Source organism: Tardiphaga sp. vice154, assembly GCF_007018645.1.
Classification (GTDB): domain Bacteria; phylum Pseudomonadota; class Alphaproteobacteria; order Rhizobiales; family Xanthobacteraceae; genus Tardiphaga.
Genome location: NZ_CP041399.1, coordinates 4,155,138 through 4,172,819, shown reverse-complemented (window position 1 = coordinate 4,172,819; position 17,682 = coordinate 4,155,138). Strand labels below are relative to the sequence as shown.

The 17,682-nt window shown below is 64.2% G+C and carries 18 protein-coding genes and 1 pseudogene; 13 read left to right on the top strand and 6 right to left on the bottom strand.

Annotation, left to right across the window (positions count from 1 at the left end; all coding sequences use genetic code 11):
* The first annotated feature begins 9 nt into the window (after positions 1 to 9).
* A complete protein-coding gene (cnbZ, locus tag FIU28_RS19525) occupies positions 10 to 765 on the top strand; it encodes a 2-amino-5-chloromuconate deaminase CnbZ (protein WP_143574820.1) in 756 nt (251 codons plus the stop codon).
* Positions 766 to 1,084: 319 nt separating this feature from the next.
* Here cnbZ and FIU28_RS19520 read toward each other — a convergent pair.
* The 4 genes and pseudogenes from FIU28_RS19520 to FIU28_RS19505 form a co-directional block, all read right to left on the bottom strand.
* Positions 1,085 to 2,328, bottom strand: a pseudogene (locus FIU28_RS19520) (transposase); the annotation flags it as partial.
* 192 nt (positions 2,329 to 2,520) lie between these two features.
* Positions 2,521 to 3,024: a hypothetical protein gene (locus FIU28_RS19515; RefSeq protein ID WP_143574819.1), complete on the bottom strand. Its 504-nt coding sequence runs from the start codon at positions 3,022 to 3,024 to the stop codon at positions 2,521 to 2,523.
* A 26-nt stretch (positions 3,025 to 3,050) separates the two neighbouring features.
* Complete coding sequence (locus tag FIU28_RS19510; RefSeq protein WP_441351240.1) at positions 3,051 to 4,430, bottom strand: caspase family protein; 1,380 nt, start codon at positions 4,428 to 4,430, stop codon at positions 3,051 to 3,053.
* 210 nt (positions 4,431 to 4,640) lie between these two features.
* On the bottom strand, positions 4,641 to 5,666 hold the full coding sequence (locus FIU28_RS19505) for a LacI family DNA-binding transcriptional regulator (RefSeq protein WP_143574818.1): 1,026 nt from the start codon (positions 5,664 to 5,666) through the stop codon (positions 4,641 to 4,643).
* A gap of 102 nt (positions 5,667 to 5,768) precedes the next feature.
* Between FIU28_RS19505 and FIU28_RS19500 the strand changes: the two genes are divergently transcribed.
* Genes FIU28_RS19500 through FIU28_RS19470 form a run of 7 tightly spaced genes read left to right on the top strand, consistent with a single transcriptional unit; the run spans position 5,769 to position 10,909 of the window.
* Positions 5,769 to 6,659 carry a dioxygenase family protein gene (locus FIU28_RS19500; protein WP_143576293.1) on the top strand — a complete coding sequence of 297 codons (891 nt, stop codon included), beginning with the start codon at positions 5,769 to 5,771 and terminating at the stop codon, positions 6,657 to 6,659.
* A gap of 5 nt (positions 6,660 to 6,664) precedes the next feature.
* Entirely contained in the window at positions 6,665 to 7,411 is a 747-nt protein-coding gene (locus FIU28_RS19495) for an SDR family NAD(P)-dependent oxidoreductase (RefSeq protein WP_143574817.1), read from the top strand.
* Positions 7,412 to 7,430: 19 nt separating this feature from the next.
* Positions 7,431 to 8,318 (top strand): 3-keto-5-aminohexanoate cleavage protein, encoded by an 888-nt coding sequence (locus FIU28_RS19490; RefSeq protein ID WP_143574816.1) that lies wholly within the window; start codon positions 7,431 to 7,433, stop codon positions 8,316 to 8,318.
* Between the two features lie 22 nt (positions 8,319 to 8,340).
* Positions 8,341 to 9,354, top strand: a complete 1,014-nt coding sequence (locus tag FIU28_RS19485) for a quinone oxidoreductase family protein (protein ID WP_143574815.1) — start codon at positions 8,341 to 8,343, stop codon at positions 9,352 to 9,354.
* A 5-nt stretch (positions 9,355 to 9,359) separates the two neighbouring features.
* Positions 9,360 to 9,710 (top strand): cupin domain-containing protein, encoded by a 351-nt coding sequence (locus FIU28_RS19480; protein ID WP_143574814.1) that lies wholly within the window; start codon positions 9,360 to 9,362, stop codon positions 9,708 to 9,710.
* 28 nt (positions 9,711 to 9,738) lie between these two features.
* Positions 9,739 to 10,704, top strand: a complete 966-nt coding sequence (locus FIU28_RS19475; RefSeq protein WP_168202988.1) for a tripartite tricarboxylate transporter substrate-binding protein — start codon at positions 9,739 to 9,741, stop codon at positions 10,702 to 10,704.
* Between the two features lie 10 nt (positions 10,705 to 10,714).
* Positions 10,715 to 10,909, top strand: a complete 195-nt coding sequence (locus FIU28_RS19470; RefSeq protein WP_143574812.1) for a hypothetical protein — start codon at positions 10,715 to 10,717, stop codon at positions 10,907 to 10,909.
* A gap of 33 nt (positions 10,910 to 10,942) precedes the next feature.
* Here FIU28_RS19470 and FIU28_RS19465 read toward each other — a convergent pair whose 3' ends face one another.
* Positions 10,943 to 11,935 carry an alpha/beta hydrolase gene (locus tag FIU28_RS19465; RefSeq protein ID WP_168202987.1) on the bottom strand — a complete coding sequence of 331 codons (993 nt, stop codon included), beginning with the start codon at positions 11,933 to 11,935 and terminating at the stop codon, positions 10,943 to 10,945.
* 62 nt (positions 11,936 to 11,997) lie between these two features.
* On the bottom strand, positions 11,998 to 12,912 hold the full coding sequence (locus tag FIU28_RS19460; protein ID WP_143574810.1) for a LysR family transcriptional regulator: 915 nt from the start codon (positions 12,910 to 12,912) through the stop codon (positions 11,998 to 12,000).
* Positions 12,913 to 13,039: 127 nt separating this feature from the next.
* Between FIU28_RS19460 and FIU28_RS19455 the strand changes: the two genes are divergently transcribed.
* From FIU28_RS19455 to FIU28_RS19435, 5 genes are read left to right on the top strand one after another with little or no spacing between them, the layout of a single operon-like run.
* A complete protein-coding gene (locus tag FIU28_RS19455; RefSeq protein ID WP_143574809.1) occupies positions 13,040 to 14,308 on the top strand; it encodes an ABC transporter substrate-binding protein in 1,269 nt (422 codons plus the stop codon).
* Between the two features lie 49 nt (positions 14,309 to 14,357).
* The gene (locus FIU28_RS19450; protein ID WP_168202986.1) at positions 14,358 to 15,242 is read left to right on the top strand and encodes a branched-chain amino acid ABC transporter permease; all 885 of its coding nucleotides are present in this window, start codon (positions 14,358 to 14,360) and stop codon (positions 15,240 to 15,242) included.
* A 4-nt stretch (positions 15,243 to 15,246) separates the two neighbouring features.
* Positions 15,247 to 16,260 (top strand): branched-chain amino acid ABC transporter permease, encoded by a 1,014-nt coding sequence (locus FIU28_RS19445; RefSeq protein WP_143574807.1) that lies wholly within the window; start codon positions 15,247 to 15,249, stop codon positions 16,258 to 16,260.
* Positions 16,257 to 16,985 (top strand): ABC transporter ATP-binding protein, encoded by a 729-nt coding sequence (locus FIU28_RS19440; RefSeq protein ID WP_143574806.1) that lies wholly within the window; start codon positions 16,257 to 16,259, stop codon positions 16,983 to 16,985. Before FIU28_RS19445 ends, FIU28_RS19440 begins: the two co-directional genes overlap by 4 nt.
* Positions 16,978 to 17,682: an ABC transporter ATP-binding protein gene (locus FIU28_RS19435; protein WP_143574805.1), complete on the top strand. Its 705-nt coding sequence runs from the start codon at positions 16,978 to 16,980 to the stop codon at positions 17,680 to 17,682. Before FIU28_RS19440 ends, FIU28_RS19435 begins: the two co-directional genes overlap by 8 nt.

Below are 17,682 nucleotides of genomic sequence, written 5' to 3'. Positions count from 1 at the left end.
GAGGCCAACATGATTGAGACCGTCGAATCAGCCAATAGCGGCTATCGTTTCATGCCGGGCGTCAGCCAGTACTCCTGCGGTGTTGGCGCGCTGCCTGGCTTCACGCTGGAGCGCGTGCGCTTCTCGAAGGTGGTGCCGCTGAAGCAGGGCTTTGCGATGATCGCGGACATCATCAAGCAGGCCGGCCGGCCGCTGACGTCGTTCGCGGCCTGCGAGTTGCGCTCGCCGGCCCCCTTCACCGAGCAGGGCTTCAAGGATTTCAACGAGATCTACATCAAGACCCTGATGGAGTGGGGCGTGATGAAGGACGGCGTCAACCCGGTGGCGCGCAGCAACGTCTGTCCGAAGATCGATCCGCCGTCGGAGCCCGGTTTCCATGCCTTCACCTTTGCGACCGTCGCGGCCGGTGCGCCCAATTCCTTCGTGGTGGCCGGCAGCGGTGAGTCCGCAGAGGGCAAGGGCGATTATCGCGACAACACCGTTCGCCTTGGTGATGTCAGCCCGTCCGCGATGCTGGAGAAGGCAAAATGGGTGCTCGACGAGATGGAGCGCCGCATGAGCGCATTCTCCGGCACTTGGGATCAGACCACCGGCGTTCAGCTCTACACAGTGCAGGACGTCTACGCCTTGCTGGAGAGCGAACTCGGCGGCCGTGGCGCGTTTCGCAATGGCGTGACCTGGCATTTCAACCGCCCGCCAGTGGTCGATCTGGAATACGAGATGGACTGCCGCCGCGTTCACATCGAGCGCGTCGTCGAGATCTGAGCCGGTTCAAGCGGCGGAAAGTTCAATGATTTAGGTCCAAGCAGAGGTGACCGGAGTGCTGGCGAACTACATCGCGCAGCTGGCAGGCCGCTGTCATGGCGGCAGATTAGGCTGATAGCAAAGTCTACGTCGTCGAAGTCGATGCGAACGCAGCTAGCGTCACCATGTCGATCGAAAATACCCGTGGGAAAATCTGAGGACTGGGTGCAACTCCGCGCGGTCAGCAATCGCCTATCTGCAAGATAGGGCGTGGCTGCGCTTCAGAAACTGTCCGGCCGCCTATGGCGGATATTGTTGATTTAGTAGCCGATTTGTCGAGCTTCAAATGAGCGAACAGCATCTCGACCTTCTTCCTGCGACGCCGGGAGCGTTCGTAAGCTGGCGTGTCAGCTAGTGCTCGGGCAGCATCGCGCGCATCTTCATGAAGGTCACGCGGCACTTTGCGCTCCGGCGTGTTCGGGCTGCACTTTTCCTTGAGGGCGCAGGCCTGACAGTCCGACTTGCTCGATCGGTACAGCCGCGTTCCTTCCTTAGTGATGCCGGAGCGGGGTGTCGTGTAGGCCCGCCGGAACTGGACCAGCAACTTTCCCTGCGGACATGTGTAGTGGTTGCGGTCGGTATCGAAGACGAAGTCGGATCATGAAAAGGTGCCGTCGGTCCGGTTGGACTTGTCGAACACCGGGATGTGCGGTTCGATCTGCCGCTCCTTCACTAGCCATGCCAGGTTCGCAGCCGAACCATATGCGCTGTCAGCGGCAAGATGACGAGGCTTAAGGCCAACGCGGCGGGCTGTTCGATCGATCATAGTGCGAGAGGCGCCGACTTCCGCCTGGCGGATGGCCCGACTGGCCTCAACGTCAACAATAACGGCGTTCTCGGTGTCGATCAGATAATTTGTGGCGTAGGCGAAGAAGGCGTGGCCCTTGTGCGCACCGGTCCATTGCGCCGCCGGATCGGCCGGCGACACGAACTTGGGCTTCACCTCGCTGGCCGCACCGAAGGCCGCATCGTCCAGCGTTGCCAGATACTCGCGAATGGCCCGCCCCGCATCGGCATCGAAGCCACCGGTCCGCCACCGATCGTCGGGAACAGAGCGCTGCTTGTTGGCATCTGCCGCGATGAGGCTTGCGTCCACAGCGAACCCTTCGCCACCGACCAGGCCTTCCTGCATGCACCGCTCCACGATCGTCTCGAACAGATGCCGCAGGATATCGCTCTGCCGGAACAGGCCATGCCGATTGCGCGAGAACGTGGAATGATCCGGCACCTTGCCGTTGAGCCCCAGGCGGCAGAACCAGCGATAGGCCAGATTGAGGTGAACCTCCTCGCACAGCCGCCGCTCGGACCGGATGCCCATGCAGTAGCCGACGATCAGCATCCGCATCATCAACTCGGGGTCGATCGAGGGACGGCCGATGGTGCTGTAAAACGGCTTTAGCTCAGTACGCACCCTTGCCAGGTCGAGAAATTGATCGATGCGCCTAAGCAGGTGATCGTCGGGATGTGGTCGTCGAGACAGAAATCGTAGAACAACTGCGCCGGTGCCGTCTGCATCCCCATCATCGTCCTGCTCCTTGCAAAGCAATACCAAGATGGAATCACGGCCGCCGACGCCTATCAAGCGAAGACTTAATCAACACAATCGGCGCCAAGCGGTCGTAGGCGCGCACGACGGATTGCGAGGGGGGCAGCGGCGGCGGCAGTGTGAGTGCCGTCATGTCCGGCCGAGATGGCCTGCGGGGTTGCCGTAGGCTATTACTGCTTGGTTGCGACCCAGCGTCCCGCGCATCCATCGGATCGCTGAAAACTTCCCGATCCGGTACGGCCGGAGAGGCGGCCCTGGCTGGTGACGCGAATGCCGCTGTAGTTTCCGCTTCCACGCACGCTTCCATTGGCGCTCACCGCCGCGCTGCCGTTACCGTTTTTTCCCATCATCCTTCCGCTCGTCACGACGAATTGTTCCGTGAGGGTGTCGGAACAGCCGGAGGTGCCTGCGCTCGATATCGACCAGACGCCGTCGAAATTTCCGCCGCCGCCACCAGCGCCGTTGCCACGGTTGCGCGGCGCGGTCTCCTTGCGCGGCGCGCGGCGCTCCGAGCGTTCGCGGGGCGCAGGCGCTCCCGATCGAGGTTCCGGGGAGGAGCCCGACAACGTCTTGTTGTCATTGCCAAGGCTGCCGCCGGTGGCGCCCTGGGCAAAGGCCGCGCAGCCAGACAGAATAAGCGCTGCGCAGATCATCAATCCGGATCGAAGGCACATATCAATGGCTTTCCAAAATGGCTTGCTTACAATTTTGCGTCGGGACCATTGACGGTGTTGGCGCAGATTGCGCCGACTACCGGGCAGGATCTACCAGCCTTGCTGCACTGATCGATGGCGGCATCGCGCGCCTGCGCCAGCGTCGAGCGCTGCACCAGCGACCAGTTGCCGCCCAACGCCGCGAAGGCGCCGCAACTTGTACCGAAGAACGACAGCTCGAGCGGGCAGGCGGCCGTGCCGCATTTGGCGCGAGCCTCGGCGACTGCCGACTTGCGCGACGGCTGATCCCACGACATGCCCCACTTCTTGTCCTTGACGTCGAACACGATCGAGCCCCACGGCTTCAAGTCCTTGGTCCCGCGCAGCCGTTGCAGCAGGCCTTCGGTCGCCTCGCCGGTGGGCGGCAGGTTGCCTTTGAGCTGGAAATCACGGATCGCCACCGCGATACCATTCTTGCTGTTGAGTGGCCCAGGATCGAAATTCAGCTCGTAAAGCCGATCGCTGATTTCGGTCAGCTTGATGGGATCGGTGACCGGCAGGCGATCGAAATCAATATTGGGCGCGTCGGGCAGCCGAGCTTCCTGCACTGGTTTTTCCGGAACGATCAGCGGCACGGCGGGCGCCGGTGCGACGAAATAGAAGGTGCCGTCGATCGGTGACGACGACACCCATGGCTGCTGCAAGCCGCCGGTGGCGCGCTTCACCGCAAGGCCGACCTGATTGAAGGTCTGAAAAATATCGAGCCCGGACCGGCGCACCATCGTCGCCAGCGCCTTGGTATAGGGGCTGTTGCCGTTGGTACCGTCCTGGGCAACGCTGCCGGGCTGGGTGGCGTAGGAGATAAGTGTGCCCTCCGGCGCGCGCATCTGGGCAAGGCCCCCTTCGGCCGCGCGCAGGCCGCGGGCACCGAACGGATTGTTGCGGCATGCATCGAGGATAACCATGTTGAGCCGGGTGCCCGAGCCCTGCATCTGCCGCAGCACCAGATTGACGTCGACCATCTGAAAGTCGACGTCCGCTTCGCGGGTCGGGTTGGCATTGACCGGAACCAGATAGTTGGCGCCGGAGATCTGCACGCCGTGTCCGGCATAATAAAACAGCGCGACGTCGGCGCCCTGGATCTGGCGGCCGAAATTCTGCACGGCGGAGTCCAGCGCCGCCTTGTCGAGATCGAGTTGCGCGCCGTCACCGACCAGCGCAAAGCCGAGCGCGGTCAGCGTCTCGCCCATCAGCTTTGCATCGTTTCTGGGATTATCAAGGCGGGTGATGCTCTGATAGGCCGCGTTGCCGACGATCAGCGCAATGCGCTTTTCGGCACGTGCCGCACCGGCTGCCATCAGCAATGCCGCCATCACCAGCGCGGCAATATGAGCCAGCGATCTCATGCGATGGACGAAATGGTCCATGGTCCTCACCTTGCAATGGGGACCATCCTAGCCGGGATCGCGTGAAGCGCAATTGGTGTGAGACGCAACTTTCATTCGTTGCGCCGATCTGGCCGACCACCTCGACGCGCGCAGCTGCACTATCCAGGCGAACACTCTCAAGCGTGGATTTCGGAGCCACCTTCCGAGTGGCAGAAAGCGGTCAAGCGTCGACGCCCGGAAGGCCGGCGCTCAGCGCTGCAGCGGCCGGGTCGAGCTTCGCGCGATCAAAAGCGGTCGGGTCACGAGCTGCGGCGCTTGCAGATGAATGCCGTTGATCAGATCGATAAGCAGTTCCGCCGTGCGCTCGCCCATCTCGCGATGGCTGATCCGGATCGTCGAGAGCGGCGGATCGACCAGATCGACCAGGGGCATGTCATTATGCCCGATAACAGACATGTCTTCCGGACAATGGCGGCCTTGCTCGCGTAGCGCTTCGTAGACGCCAAGCGCGAGCAGATCGTTGGCGGCGACGACGGCGGTCGCCTCGGGTCGCCTTGCCAACAGGATGCGCGCCGCCGTAAGTCCGGCCTCGCGGGTGAAGGCGTCGGCCTCCTCGATGTCGGCGTCGCTCATCTCCAGGCCGGCCGCATGCATCGCCTCGACGAAGCCGCGCCGGCGCAGCAATCCTGTCGACAGCGACTGCGGCCCGGCAATGTGCACGATGCGGCGATGACCGAGGCCGACGAGATGCTCGGTCGCAAGCTGCATGCCCGCGATATCGTCGGACACGACGGAAGGAACGCGGGCTTCCTGCTCAGCGCGATTGACCAGCACGACGGGCACCTGGCGGCGAAGACAACGCTCGACCGCGTCGTCTTTCAAGGCGACGTTTGCCAGCACCAGCCCGTCGACCCGGCGGGCCGCCAGCATCTGGATGATGTCGATATTGCCGTCGCTGCGCTCGGCCGATTGGTCGGCGACGATCAGCGCATAGCCACGCGAAGACAGCGCGCGCTCCAGCCCGCTGATGATCGGCGAAAAGACGGGGTTGGCGATGTCCGGGACGATGATGCCGATCAGCTTGGAGCGCCCGCTGCGCAGGCTGGCGGCGACCGTATCGGGACGATAGCCAAGCCGTTCCGCCGCCTCGAGGACGCGTCGAACGACGGGCTCGCCAAGTCGCGCCCTCCGCGCAGGATCCAGCGCTCGCGACACCGTTGACGGATGCACCCCAACCTCGCGCGCGACATCCTTGATGGTCGGTGCTGTTGCCATGACCACTTGTACCGGACGGGCTTGACGCGTGCAATCGATTGCATTACCTTCTGTGCAATCGATTGCACATCCAGTTTTGCACGTAAATACCAGGGAGGCTTCATGATCATCGCGCGTCAGCAGGACGTGACGGATGTCGTGCTCGCGGCGATGGACCGCGCGCCCAGTGAGCGGTTGCGTACCGTCATGGCATCCTTTGTCACCCACCTGCATGCCTTCGCCCGCGACGTGAAATTGACCGAAGCAGAATTCGAGTTCGCGATCGATTTTCTCAATCGCATTGGCCAGGCGACGAATGATAGCCACAACGAAGGCGTGCTGTTCAGTGATGCGGTCGGGCTTTCGACACTGGTCTGCTTACTGAACAACGGCCAGGATGGCGCTACCGAAACCGCCGCGGCGCTGCTCGGCCCGTTCTGGCGCGCGAATGCACCGCCGACGGCGAATGGCGGCTCGATCGTCCGCTCGCCCACGCCGGGTCCGGCGCTGTTTTTCGAGGGCCGCATCCGTGACGCGCAGGGCACACCGGTGCCGGGCGTGCGTGTCGATGTCTGGCAGGCCTCGCCCGCCGGCATGTACGAAAACCAGGACGCGGACCAGGCCGACATGAACCTGCGCGGCGTGTTCGACACCGATGCCGAAGGCCGCTTCGCGTTCCGCTCGGTCAAGCCCGCCGGCTATCCCGTCCCGACGCACGGTCCGACCGGCGATCTGCTGCGCGCGCAGCTTCGCCATCCGTACCGCCCGGCGCATCTTCATGTGCTGGCCTACAAGCCCGGCTTCAAGACGCTGATCACCCAGATATTCGTCGACGATGACGAGCATCTCGAGAGCGATGTGGTGTTCGGCGTGACGCGTGCGCTGATCGGCGATTTCCGCAAAGGCGAGGGCGCGTCGCCCGCGGTGGACGTCACCGGCGAATGGTACAACCTCGCCTACACCTTCACGATGGAGCCCGGCGAAGCCGTGCTTCCCCGCCCCCCGATCAAGTGAATTCAATGACAAAGATACTTTCTGGCAAGACGGCGGTCGTGATCGGCGGCTCCGGCGGCATTGGCGCGGCAGCGGCACAGGCGCTGGCTGCCGAAGGCGCGACCGTGGTGGTGACGTGGCGCTCCGGCGAAGCTGCCGCCACTGCGCTATTGGCGACGCTGCCGGGCACCGGTCATCTTGCGCGGCGCGCGGTCGTGGAAGACAGTTCGAGCCTGAACGCGCTCGCGGCGGACGTCGAGCGCACGCTCGGGCGCTGCGATATCCTCGTCAATACCGCCGGCTATACGCGCCCGATCCCGATCGGCGATCTCGACGCGCTGACGGACGAGTTCATCGACGACATGTTCAAGGTGAACTGGCGCGGCCAGTTCGCCGCGATCCGGGCATTCGCGCCGCTGCTCAAGGCGTCCGGCGACGGCCTGATCGTGAACGTCTCCTCGATCGCCGGGCTGAGCGGCGTTGGCTCCAATCTCGCTTATGCAGCGATCAAGGCCGGCATCGATACGATGACCAAATCGCTGGCGCGGGCCCTGGCGCCTGCGGCGCGCGTGATGTCGGTTTCGCCCGGCGTGGTCGCCACCGACTTTGTGCCGGGCCGCGATGCGGCAGCTCTGGAGAAAGTCGCGCCCACCATCCCGCTGAAGCGCGTCGCGACGGCCGAGGATGTCGGCCGCGCCATTTCGGCCTGCGCCACCCATTTGACCTATTCAACCGGCTCGCTGATCGTCGTCGACGGCGGCCGGGCCCTGTGAGGAATTAATGATGCGACCGATGCTCGACAAAATCGTCATCACCTGCGCAGTGACCGGCAACCTGACCCGGCCGGACCAGACCCCGCATCTGCCGATCACGCCGGAAGAGATCGCCGAAGCCTGTCTCGGGGCGGCGGAGGCCGGTGCTGCCGTCGCGCATATCCATGTGCGGGAGCCCGGCTCCGGCGCGCCGTCGATGAAACTCGAATATTACCAGGACGTCGTGGCCCGCATCCGCGCGCGCAACCGCAGCCTGATCCTCAACATCACGACCGGACCCGGCGGCCGCTTCGTGCCGTCAAAAGACGATCCGAAGGTTGCGGATGCCGGCACGACGCTGATGAACCCCGAAGAGCGCGTCGCGCATATCGCTGCGCTGAAACCGGACATCTGCACGCTTGACCTCAACACCATGAACTCCGGCGCCCAGGTCGTCATCAACACGCCGGGCAACGTGCGCCGCATGGCAAAGGTCATTCGCGAGGCTGGCGTCAAGCCCGAGATCGAACTGTTCGATTCCGGAGATATCGCCTTGCTGCACGACCTGCTTGCCGACGGGACGCTGGGCGGTCCGGCGCTCACGTCCTTCGTGATGGGCGTGAAGTACGGCTTCCAGCCGTCGCCGGAAACCGTGCTCTATGCCCGCGGCCTGCTGCCGGCCGGCGCGCATTTCACCGCGATCGGCATCGGCCGCTCGACCTTCCCGATGGTCGCACAGTCGGTGCTGGCCGGTGGCCACGCCCGCACCGGCATCGAGGACGGCGTCTATCTCGAGCGCGGAGTGCTTGCGCCGTCGAACGCCGCCATGGTCGAGAAGGCGCGCCGTATCATCGAGGAGCTCGGCGCCCAGATCGCCACGCCCGCAGAGGCGCGCGCGCTGTTCGACCTGCCGGCCCAGGCCGCATGACATCGCACCGTCGGGATATCGCATGACTTCCAATGATAGCAACTCAATCACCGCCACCTGCGTCCGGCTTGCCGCCAAGGCCGAGCGTATCGAAAACGTCGCCCCCACGGTCGAGCAGGTCACGCTGACCCGAAGTCGCGCGACCGATGCGATCGTCGAGGTCCGGGCCGCCGCCATCAACCCGTCCGATGCCAAGGCGGCGATCGGCTTCATGCCCCACGCGGTATTTCCGCGCACCCCGGGGCGCGATTTCGCCGGCATCGTCGTGGCGGGGCCCGAGGGTCTGCTCGGCAAGCAGGTGTTTGGCTCCTCCGGCGAACTCGGCATCAAGCGTGACGGCACCCACGCCACGCACCTCGTGGTCGAGGCGCAGGCTTTGGTCGAGAAGCCCGAAAACATAAGTCTTGCGGAAGCGGCCGGCATCGGTGTGCCGTTCGTCACCGCCCAGGAAGGTTTTCGCCGCACCGGCATGCCGAAGCCGGGCGAGACGGTGTTGATCCTCGGCCTCAACGGCAAGGTCGGGCAGGCTGCCGCGCAGATCGCGTCATGGCAGGGCGCAAGGGTGATCGGCGTCGTGCGCAAGGACGAGCCCTATGCGGGCCATGCCCATGGCGAGGTCACCGTCGTGGATTCCTCCCGGGTCGACGTCGCCGCGACGGTGCGCGAACTGACCGGGGGGCACGGCGCCGACATCGTCTACAATACGGTCGGCGAACCCTATTACGAGGCCGGCACCAAATCGCTGGCGCATCTCGGCCGGCAGATATTCATCGCCTCCACCCGGGCCACCGTGCCGTTCGATATCTTCGCCTTCTATCGCGGCAAGCACACGTTCTACGGCGTCGACTCGCTGTCGCTGTCGTCGCCCGATGCGGCCGAGATCCTGCGCGACCTGGTGCCAGGTTTCGCCAGCGGCGCGCTGAAGCCGTTCCCGATCAAGCCGGACGCGATCTTCCCGCTGCAGCGCGCGGCGGAGGCCTATGTGGCGGCGCTCGGCTCGTCGCGCGATCGCCTCATCTTCAAGCCGAACGGATAACGCCCATGCATGTCGTCCGCCTGAACGATGCGCCGCGCTACGAGGCGCCCGGCCACAACGACGTCCGGATGTTTCGGCTGCAGGGCCGCGAGGCCGGCCCCGCCGATGTGATGTGGCTCGGCATGAGCCAGATCCTGCCGGGCGGCGAGATCGTGCCGTCCGCCTCGCCGGAGGAAAAGTTCTACGTCGTGCTCGAAGGCGAAGTAACGTTCGAGACGCCGGACGGCCGCGCCGTACTTGGCACCTGGGATTCCTGCCGCATCGCCCCGAACGAGACCAGGGCGCTGCGCAACGAGACGAAACGCCCGGCAGTGGTGTTGCTTGCAATGCCGTTGCCGTCGACCGCCAGAGGCTAAAGGCCCGGCTCATCAAATGGAGGAAACAATGGATCGTCGACAGTTCATCATCGGATCAAGCCTCGCCGCGACGGCTGCGCTGGCCGGCAGCCCCGCCAGCGCGCAGACCTACCCGACGCAGCTCGTTCGGATCATCGTGCCGTTTTCCGGCGGTAGCATGACCGATATCCTGGCGCGCACCGTGGCCGAGAAGCTCTCGACCAAATGGAAGCAGCAGGTGATCGTCGAGAACCGTCCGGGCATTGCCGGCGTCAGCAGCGTCGCCAAGGGATCGACCGACGGTTCGCAGATCATGCTGACCTCCAACGGGCATAGCGTGGTCGGCGTGGTCAACAAGAACCTCGGCTTCGATCCGGTGAAAGATTTTGCTGCCATCAGCCGGGTGGCGACGACGCCCGCCATTCTCATCGTGCCGCCCGACGCGCCGTTCAAGACGCTTGCCGAGCTGTCCGCGGCCGCCAAGGCCAAGCCGGATGCGCTGAGCTACAGTTCTGCCGGCGTCGGAAGTTCGACCGGCATTGCGGCCGAACTGTTCCGGCAGCTCACCGGCGCAAAGATGGTGCTGGTGCCGCACCGTGGCCTGCCGGAGTCGCAGATCAGCGTGATGCGCGGCGACACCAACCTGGCATTCACCTTCTTCAACGTCGGCGGCGACCTGATCCAGTCGGGCAAGTTGCGCGCTCTGGCTGTGACCGGCAACGCGCGCCTGCCGCAATTGCCCGACGTGCCGACCTTCGCGGAAGCCGGCTTGCCGGGTTTCGTTTACGACAGCTGGTTCGGCATGTTGGCTGCGGCGGCAACGCCCAAGGCGATCGTGAACCAGATCGCCCGCGACCTTGCCGAGGTGATGGCCGATCCGGCTATCGGCAAACAGTACGCGGCCCAGGGCGTCACGCTGACGACCTCCACGCCCGAGGCCTTCGAGACCGAACTGCGCAGCGACGCCGAGCGTTACGGCAAGGTCGTCGTGGCGGCCGAGTCGACGCCGCGCTGACATCGGGTGAATGGAACGACGGCCGTCCGCTCTGGCAAGCGTAGACGGCCGCCGTCGGCGACGCGACGGACTCGGCATCACCTGGGAGCTGTTCGATGTCGAGACGATGTATGTCGGCCTGTTCGTCATCGCGATCATCGGCTTCGGAATGAACGCCGGCTTCGACGCGATCGAACGCGCCGTCGTGCCGTGGCGCAAACGGTAAAGCCGCGTTCGGCGCTTCAGAAACATTCCAGTGTCAGATGCTGCGCAACTGCATCTGCTCAAGCACCGCGCGTCCCAGCAGCCCATAGGGATTGCCGAACGTTTCCATCATCTCGAAATGGTTGAAGTTCGGGTTGACGACGTATTGCACGGGCTTGCCCGCGGCCTTCAGCGCAGCTGCAAAGTCCCGGGTCTGGCGCTGGAATTCGGGCGACTCGTAGCTGCCGTGCGCGAGGAACAGCGGCGTCCGGATTCTCGCCAGATGCCGCTGCGTGCTGAACGCCAGTTCGACCTCGTCGGTAAACTTGACGTATTTCGACCGCGCCGAGAGGCGCACCGCCTTGAGGTCGTACAGGCCGCTGGAAAGCACCGCGCCCTTGATGACGTCGTCCGGCAAGTCGTAATCCTTACGCCAGTCCGTCAGCAGGGCGACGCCGGCGAGATGCGCGCCGGACGAGAACCCCGACAGATAGACGCGGGTGGGATCGCCGCCGAAACTCGCGGCATTGCTTACCGTCCAGGCGATCGCGCGACGCACCTGCTCGACCATAGGTGCCAGTTCGCCGTTCGACTCATCGACCGAGATAAAATCGGGCACGACGTAGTGCGCGCCCGCATGCATCAGCATTTCGCCGGGAAAGGCGTAGTCGGAGGCCGGCCGCTGCCGCCAGGCGCCGCCATGAATATGGATGTGAATCGGCGCCTTGGCCTGCTTCGGCGAGAAGATGTCGAGCTTCTGGATTTCCGTCGGTCCGTAGGCTGCGCGCTTGGGATTGCCGACCCTGGTGCGCATGGCGTCGCTGACCGAGGCGTAGCGCTTGATGACCTGCTGGATGTTCGGCGCATATTTCGGCTGGTCGTAGGCGTCGTCGAGCGCCTTCTGGTCCATGTCGAGCCAGACTTTTGTGGCTGCGTCGGTCGCTGTCTGCGCCGCTGCCGATGTCACACTGGCAACCACGCTGGTTGCGGCAATCCCGGCCAGCAACGTACGGCGGTCGATCGGCATTGGCACATTCGGATGGATCACGGGACGTCTCCTTGCAAAGCTGCGACACGGAAAGCAAGAACGCGGCCACTTCGCACAGGGATCTAGCTCGTCGCCTCCCAGACGCCGTCGCGGATCTGCTTGCGGCCGAATTCGCAGACCATATCGTAAAACCGTTCGGCGGCGACGCCAAGCGATCGCATCTTCGGCCGTGCTGCCATCCATGTGATCGACAGATCGCTGATCGGACTGGCGGAGATGCCGCCTTGCTTCAACAAAGCGCGCACGCCGCAGGCGGGAAGCACGGTGTAGCCGAGGCCGGCAACCACGAGGTCAGTCATCAACGGCAGCGTGTTGGCCTCGAAACGGATATTGGGCTGCAGCCCATGCAGTCCGAGGCCGGTCTCGATGGTCAGCCGTAGGCTGTTCGGCCGCATTGTCAATATCAACGGCAGCCCTGCCAAAGATTTAATCGGCGTCTCCTTGCGCATCGACAGTCGGGCGCTGGCCGGTCCGACCAGCAGCATGCGTTCGCGGCCCAGATGCTGCGACGAAATGCCCTGCGTCGGTTCATTGGTATTAGTGATCGCCACGTCGAGCATGCCGTTGGCGACGAGGTCGCGGAGCTGGCCGCTGGTCTCTTCGACGATGCGGACCAGGATGCGCGGGTAGGCCGCATTGAATTTCTCGACCAGCGGCACGGCGATCAGCCCGCGCGGCGAGGGCGGAATGCCGAACGCCACTTCGCCGGAAGGCTCCAGTGTCACGGCCGCCACGTCGCTTTTCAGCAGGCGCAGCTGGCGATCGATGCTCTGCAGGCCTTCATGTAGCTGCTTTCCGGCCTCGGTCAGCATCATGCCGCGGCCGCCGCGTACGAACAGCGGCGTCTGGAATTCTTCCTCGATCGCCTGGATCTGTCGGCTGAGGGTCGGCTGCGACACGCGCAGCGCCTGCGCCGCACCGCTCAGATTGCCGTGCTCGATCACCGAAAAGAAGAAGTCGATCTTTCGCCTGTCCATCGCGCCTCCATGCCGCAGTATACGTTTTCTGAATAGAACGTATGGAAAAAATTCGATTGCTGCATGTAAATGTCGCCGCTAGGCTTTGCGTCGCTGGGACCCGATCGATTGCACCGGAGCTGAACCAATGCGACGTCTTCTTCGTTTGAGCACGATGTTTGCAAGCCTCTTGCTTGCTACCACGATGTCGGCGGGCGCCCAGGAGCCGATCAAGATCGGCGTGCTGCTGCCCTTCACCGGGCCGCTGGCGAAGAACGGCATTGAGAACTGGGAAGCGATGCAGATCGCCCGCGAGATGATCAACGAGCGCGGCGGCGTCAACGGTCGCAAGATCGAGTATCTGCAGGGCGACGCCACCACGCCGAACGCCGCGATCAGCGAGACCGAGCGGCTGATCACCAAGGAGGGCATCAAGATCACGACCGGCTCGTTCGCGTCGCCGATCGCGATTGCCGTCAGTCAGGCGGCGGAGCGCAACGGGGCATTTCACTGGGAGACGACGGGCGCAGCCGAGATCATCACCCGCCGTGGCTTCAAATACACTTTCCAGGTAGGCGCCCCCGCGCGCAAATACGGCCAGGCTGCGGTCGACTTCGTGTTCGACGATCTCGCCAAGCGCTTGAAAAAGCCGGTAACCGACTTGAAAATTGCGCTGCTGTGGGAGAACCGGGCGTTCGGCAAATCGGTCGGCGACGGCATCCGCGCCTATTCGCAGACCAAGGGCATCAAGCTCGCTTACGACGAAGGCTATGACCAGACTGCGACCGACATGACCCCGATCGTGCAGAAACTGAAGGACGTCACGCCCGACATCCTGATCGCGATCTCGTTCCCCAACGACGCCATCCTGTTCCAGCGCAAGGCCAAGGAGCTCGACTTCAACGTCAACGCCTTTGTCGGCGTTAGTGCCGGCTATTCGTCGCCGGACCTGCGCGACTCGATCGGCGATTCCGTGGTCGGCATTTTCGTCGCCGACTTTCCGCCGAAGGTGAATGCCAACGTGCTGAAGCCCGAGGTTAAGAAAGTCGCCGAGGAGTTCTACAAGCGCTACGAGGCCAAGCTGAAGCGCGCGCCCGCCGGCCATGCCGCGGCTGGGTTCTCGGCGATCTGGGCCTTGTTTACCGAGGTGCTGCCGAAGGCCAAGACCTTCCAGCCCGACGAGCTGCGCGAGATCGCGCTCAAGCTCGACCTGCCGGAAGGATCATTGGTCAACGGCAGCGGCATCAAGTTCACCAATTTCGATTGGGCCGACGATCCGAAGGACGCGGGACAGAACCTGCGCGCATCGATTGGCGTCTGGCAGTGGACCAAGGCCGGCAACGAAGAGGTCTATCCGCCGAGCCTCGCCACCAGCGAAGCCGCCATGGTGCCATTGCCGAAGTGGAGCAACCGCTGAACCGGTTCGCGCGGGGACCCGACCCTCGCGCGGCCGCTCGGTCAATGCCATGAGCACCTTCATCCAGCTTGTCTTGTCCGGTGTGCTGATCGGCAGCGTCTATGCGCTGATGAGCATCGGCCTGACCCTGATCTTCGGCGTGCTGCGCATCGTCAACTTCGCGCATGGCGAATTCCTGATGATCGCGATGTACGGCGCCTGGGCGATCTCGCAGCTGTTCGGGCTCAACCCGTATGTCGCGGCGATCGCCATCGTGCCGGCAATGTTCCTGTTCGGGGCCATCGTTTACCGGCTGGTGGTCAGCCCCGCACTCGACAAGCCGCATCTGGTGGTGGTGTTTGCCACCATGGCGCTGTCGATCTTCCTGCAGAACGCCGCGCTGATGGCGATGACCGCTGATCTGCGCGACATTCCCCCGATCTTTGGCCGCTCGCTGACCATCGGCCCGATCTACCTCAAGGTCGAGCTGCTGCTCGGCTTCCTGATCACCATCCTGTGCACCGTCGCCCTGCAGTGGATGATCAAGAAGACCTATCTCGGCAAGGCGATCCGCGCCACGGTGCAGGACGGCGAGGCCGCGATGCTGATGGGCATCCCGGTGCCGCGCATCTTCCTGATCACCTTTGCCGGCGGCTCGGCGCTGGTCGGCCTCGCGGCCTGCGTCATGCTGCCGCTGTTCTCGGTGTTCCCCTCGGTCGGGCTGAACTTCGTGCTGATCGCCTTCGTCATCGTGGTGCTCGGCGGCATGGGCAGCATCGAGGGCGCGCTGTTCGGCGGCATCTGCGTCGGCGTCATGCAATCGCTGAGCAGCTATTACATCGCGCCGGCGTTCGGACAGCTGTTCTTCTTCGTGCTGTTCCTGCTGGTGATGATTTTCCGGCCGAACGGCCTCCTTGGTCAGCAGGGTGCTGCGACCGTCGGCATGAACGAGTAGGGCCATGTCGAGCATCGTCACCACCACCGTTTCAGAACGCCGCATCCCGGTTTTGCCGGAGCGCGGTCGCATCTCCTGGTTCGAGCTGGCGCTGCTGGCGATCTCGCTGGCGCTTGTCGTGTCGGGCATCGCTCCAAGCCTGCGCGACGTGATCCTGCTCAGCTTCCTGTTCGCAGGGCTGGCGCTGGCGTGGAATATCGCCGGCGGCTATGCCGGCCTGATCTCATTCGGCCATTCGGCGTTCTTCGGCGTCGGCGCCTATACGTCGACCATCCTGCTGACGCGCTATGGCATCTCGCCATGGATCGGGATCTGGGCCGGGGCCGTGATCGCCGCGCTGTTCGGTGCGGTGCTGGCGCTGATCTGCGCCCGGCTGCGTGGCCCGTTCTTCATCCTGTCGACGCTGGCCTTCGCTGAGGTCGTTCGCATCATTGCCCTGAACTGGGCCTCGCTCACCGGCGGACCCGAGGGCCTGTCGATCCCGCCGATGTCCAGCCTGAGCGGAATGGTGTTCGCCTCGAAGGAGACCTACGCCGCGCTGATGCTCGGCTATCTGGTCTTCGTCTATGCGATCACCAAGGGCCTCGAGGCATCGCGCTACGGATACTATCTGTTTGCGATCCGCGACAACGAGGATGCGGCGAGCGCCGCCGGCGTCAACCCGCTGCTCGGCCGAGCGCTGGCGATGGCGTTGAGCGCGGCGCTGACCGGCATCGGCGGATCGCTGTTCGCGCAATATTTCCTCTATCTCGATCCGACCTATGTGATCTCGCCCGAGCTCTCCTTTCAGTTCGCGCTGCTACCGGCCGTCGGCGGCCTCGGCACCGCGATCGGCCCGGTGCTCGGCTCCTTTCTGATCACGCCGCTCTCCGAATTGCTGCGCTCCTATCTCGGCAATGCCGCCGCCGGCCTGCATCTCGTCATCTACAGTTTTGGCCTGATCATCGTGATGCTGTATTTCCCAGCAGGTCTGGCCGGCGCGCTCAACAAATTCAAGCGCCGGAGGCCGACGCCATGAGCGCGCTGCTGGAAGTGCGTCATGTCAGCCGCTCGTTCCGCACGACGCTGGCGGTCAACGACGTTTCGTTCGCGGTCGAGCCCGGCGAACTGCTCGGCCTGATCGGGCCGAACGGCGCCGGCAAGAGTACGCTGTTCAATCTGATCGCCGGCGTACTGCCGCCTTCCTCCGGACAGATACTGTTCGAGGGCAGGCCGGTGACCGGCTGGAAAGCGCACGACATGGCGCGGCTCGGCGTTGCCCGCACTTTCCAGATACCGAAGCCGTACCGGCAATTGTCGGTGATCGAGAATGTCATGCTCAGCGCCTTCCTGCGCGAAAAATCGATCGCGGGCTCCCGCAAGCTCGCGGAGGCGACCTTGGCGGATGTCGGCTTGGCCGATTATGCCGGATCGCCGGCAAGCGCGCTGACGGTCGGCCTGCTCAAGCGTCTCGAGGTCGCCCGCGCGCTGGCGATGCGGCCGAAGCTGGTGCTGTTCGACGAGATCATGGCCGGTCTGACGCCCACGGAAGTCGGCGCGATGACCAAATTCGTGGCCGAGTTGCCGGCGCGGGGCATCACCGTGATCTGGGTCGAGCACGTCCTTTACGCCATCATGAAGACGGCGACGCGCATGGTGGTGATCAACCGCGGCAAGCAGATTGCGGAGGGCACGCCGGCGGTGATGGCGCGCGATCCCGCGGTCGTGAAGGCCTATCTCGGCGAGGAGATGATCCTTGCTTGAAGTTCGCAATCTCAACGCCTCCTACGGCGCCGTTCAGGTGCTGCACGATGTCAATCTCACGGTTGGCGCGGGCGAGATCGTCGGTTTGGTCGGCGCCAACGCGGCCGGCAAGAGCACGCTGATGTTCACGCTGGCGGGGCTGCGCACCACCTATCAGGGCGAAGTCCTGCTCGAAGGCATCGCCATGGAGGGCCTGCCGGCGTTCGAACGACCAGCCAGGGGACTGGTGCTGGTGCCGGAGCGGCGTCGGCTGTTCCCGTTCATGACGGTGCTGGAAAATCTCGAGATCGGCGCCTATGCGGCGGAAGCGCGCGCGGTGGCGCGGCAGACGCTCGACGAGGTGTTTACCTTGCTGCCGGTGCTCGCGGAGCGACGCAAGCAGGTTGCGGGCTCGATGAGCGGCGGCGAGCAGCAGATGCTGGCGATCGGCCGCGCTTTGATGGCGAAGCCGCGCGTGCTGCTGCTCGACGAGCCGACGGAAGGGCTCGCACCGATTTACGTGAAATTGCTGTTCGACCTCATCATCGACCTGCGCGCCAAGGGCCTGACGGTGATGATCGTCGAGCAGAACGTGCACCACGTGCTGCACACCGCCGACCGCGCCTACGTCTTGGAGAATGGCCGCATCGTCATGGAAGGCAAGGGCAGCGCGCTGCTCAATGACGAACGGTTGAAGACGGCTTACCTGGGACTCTGA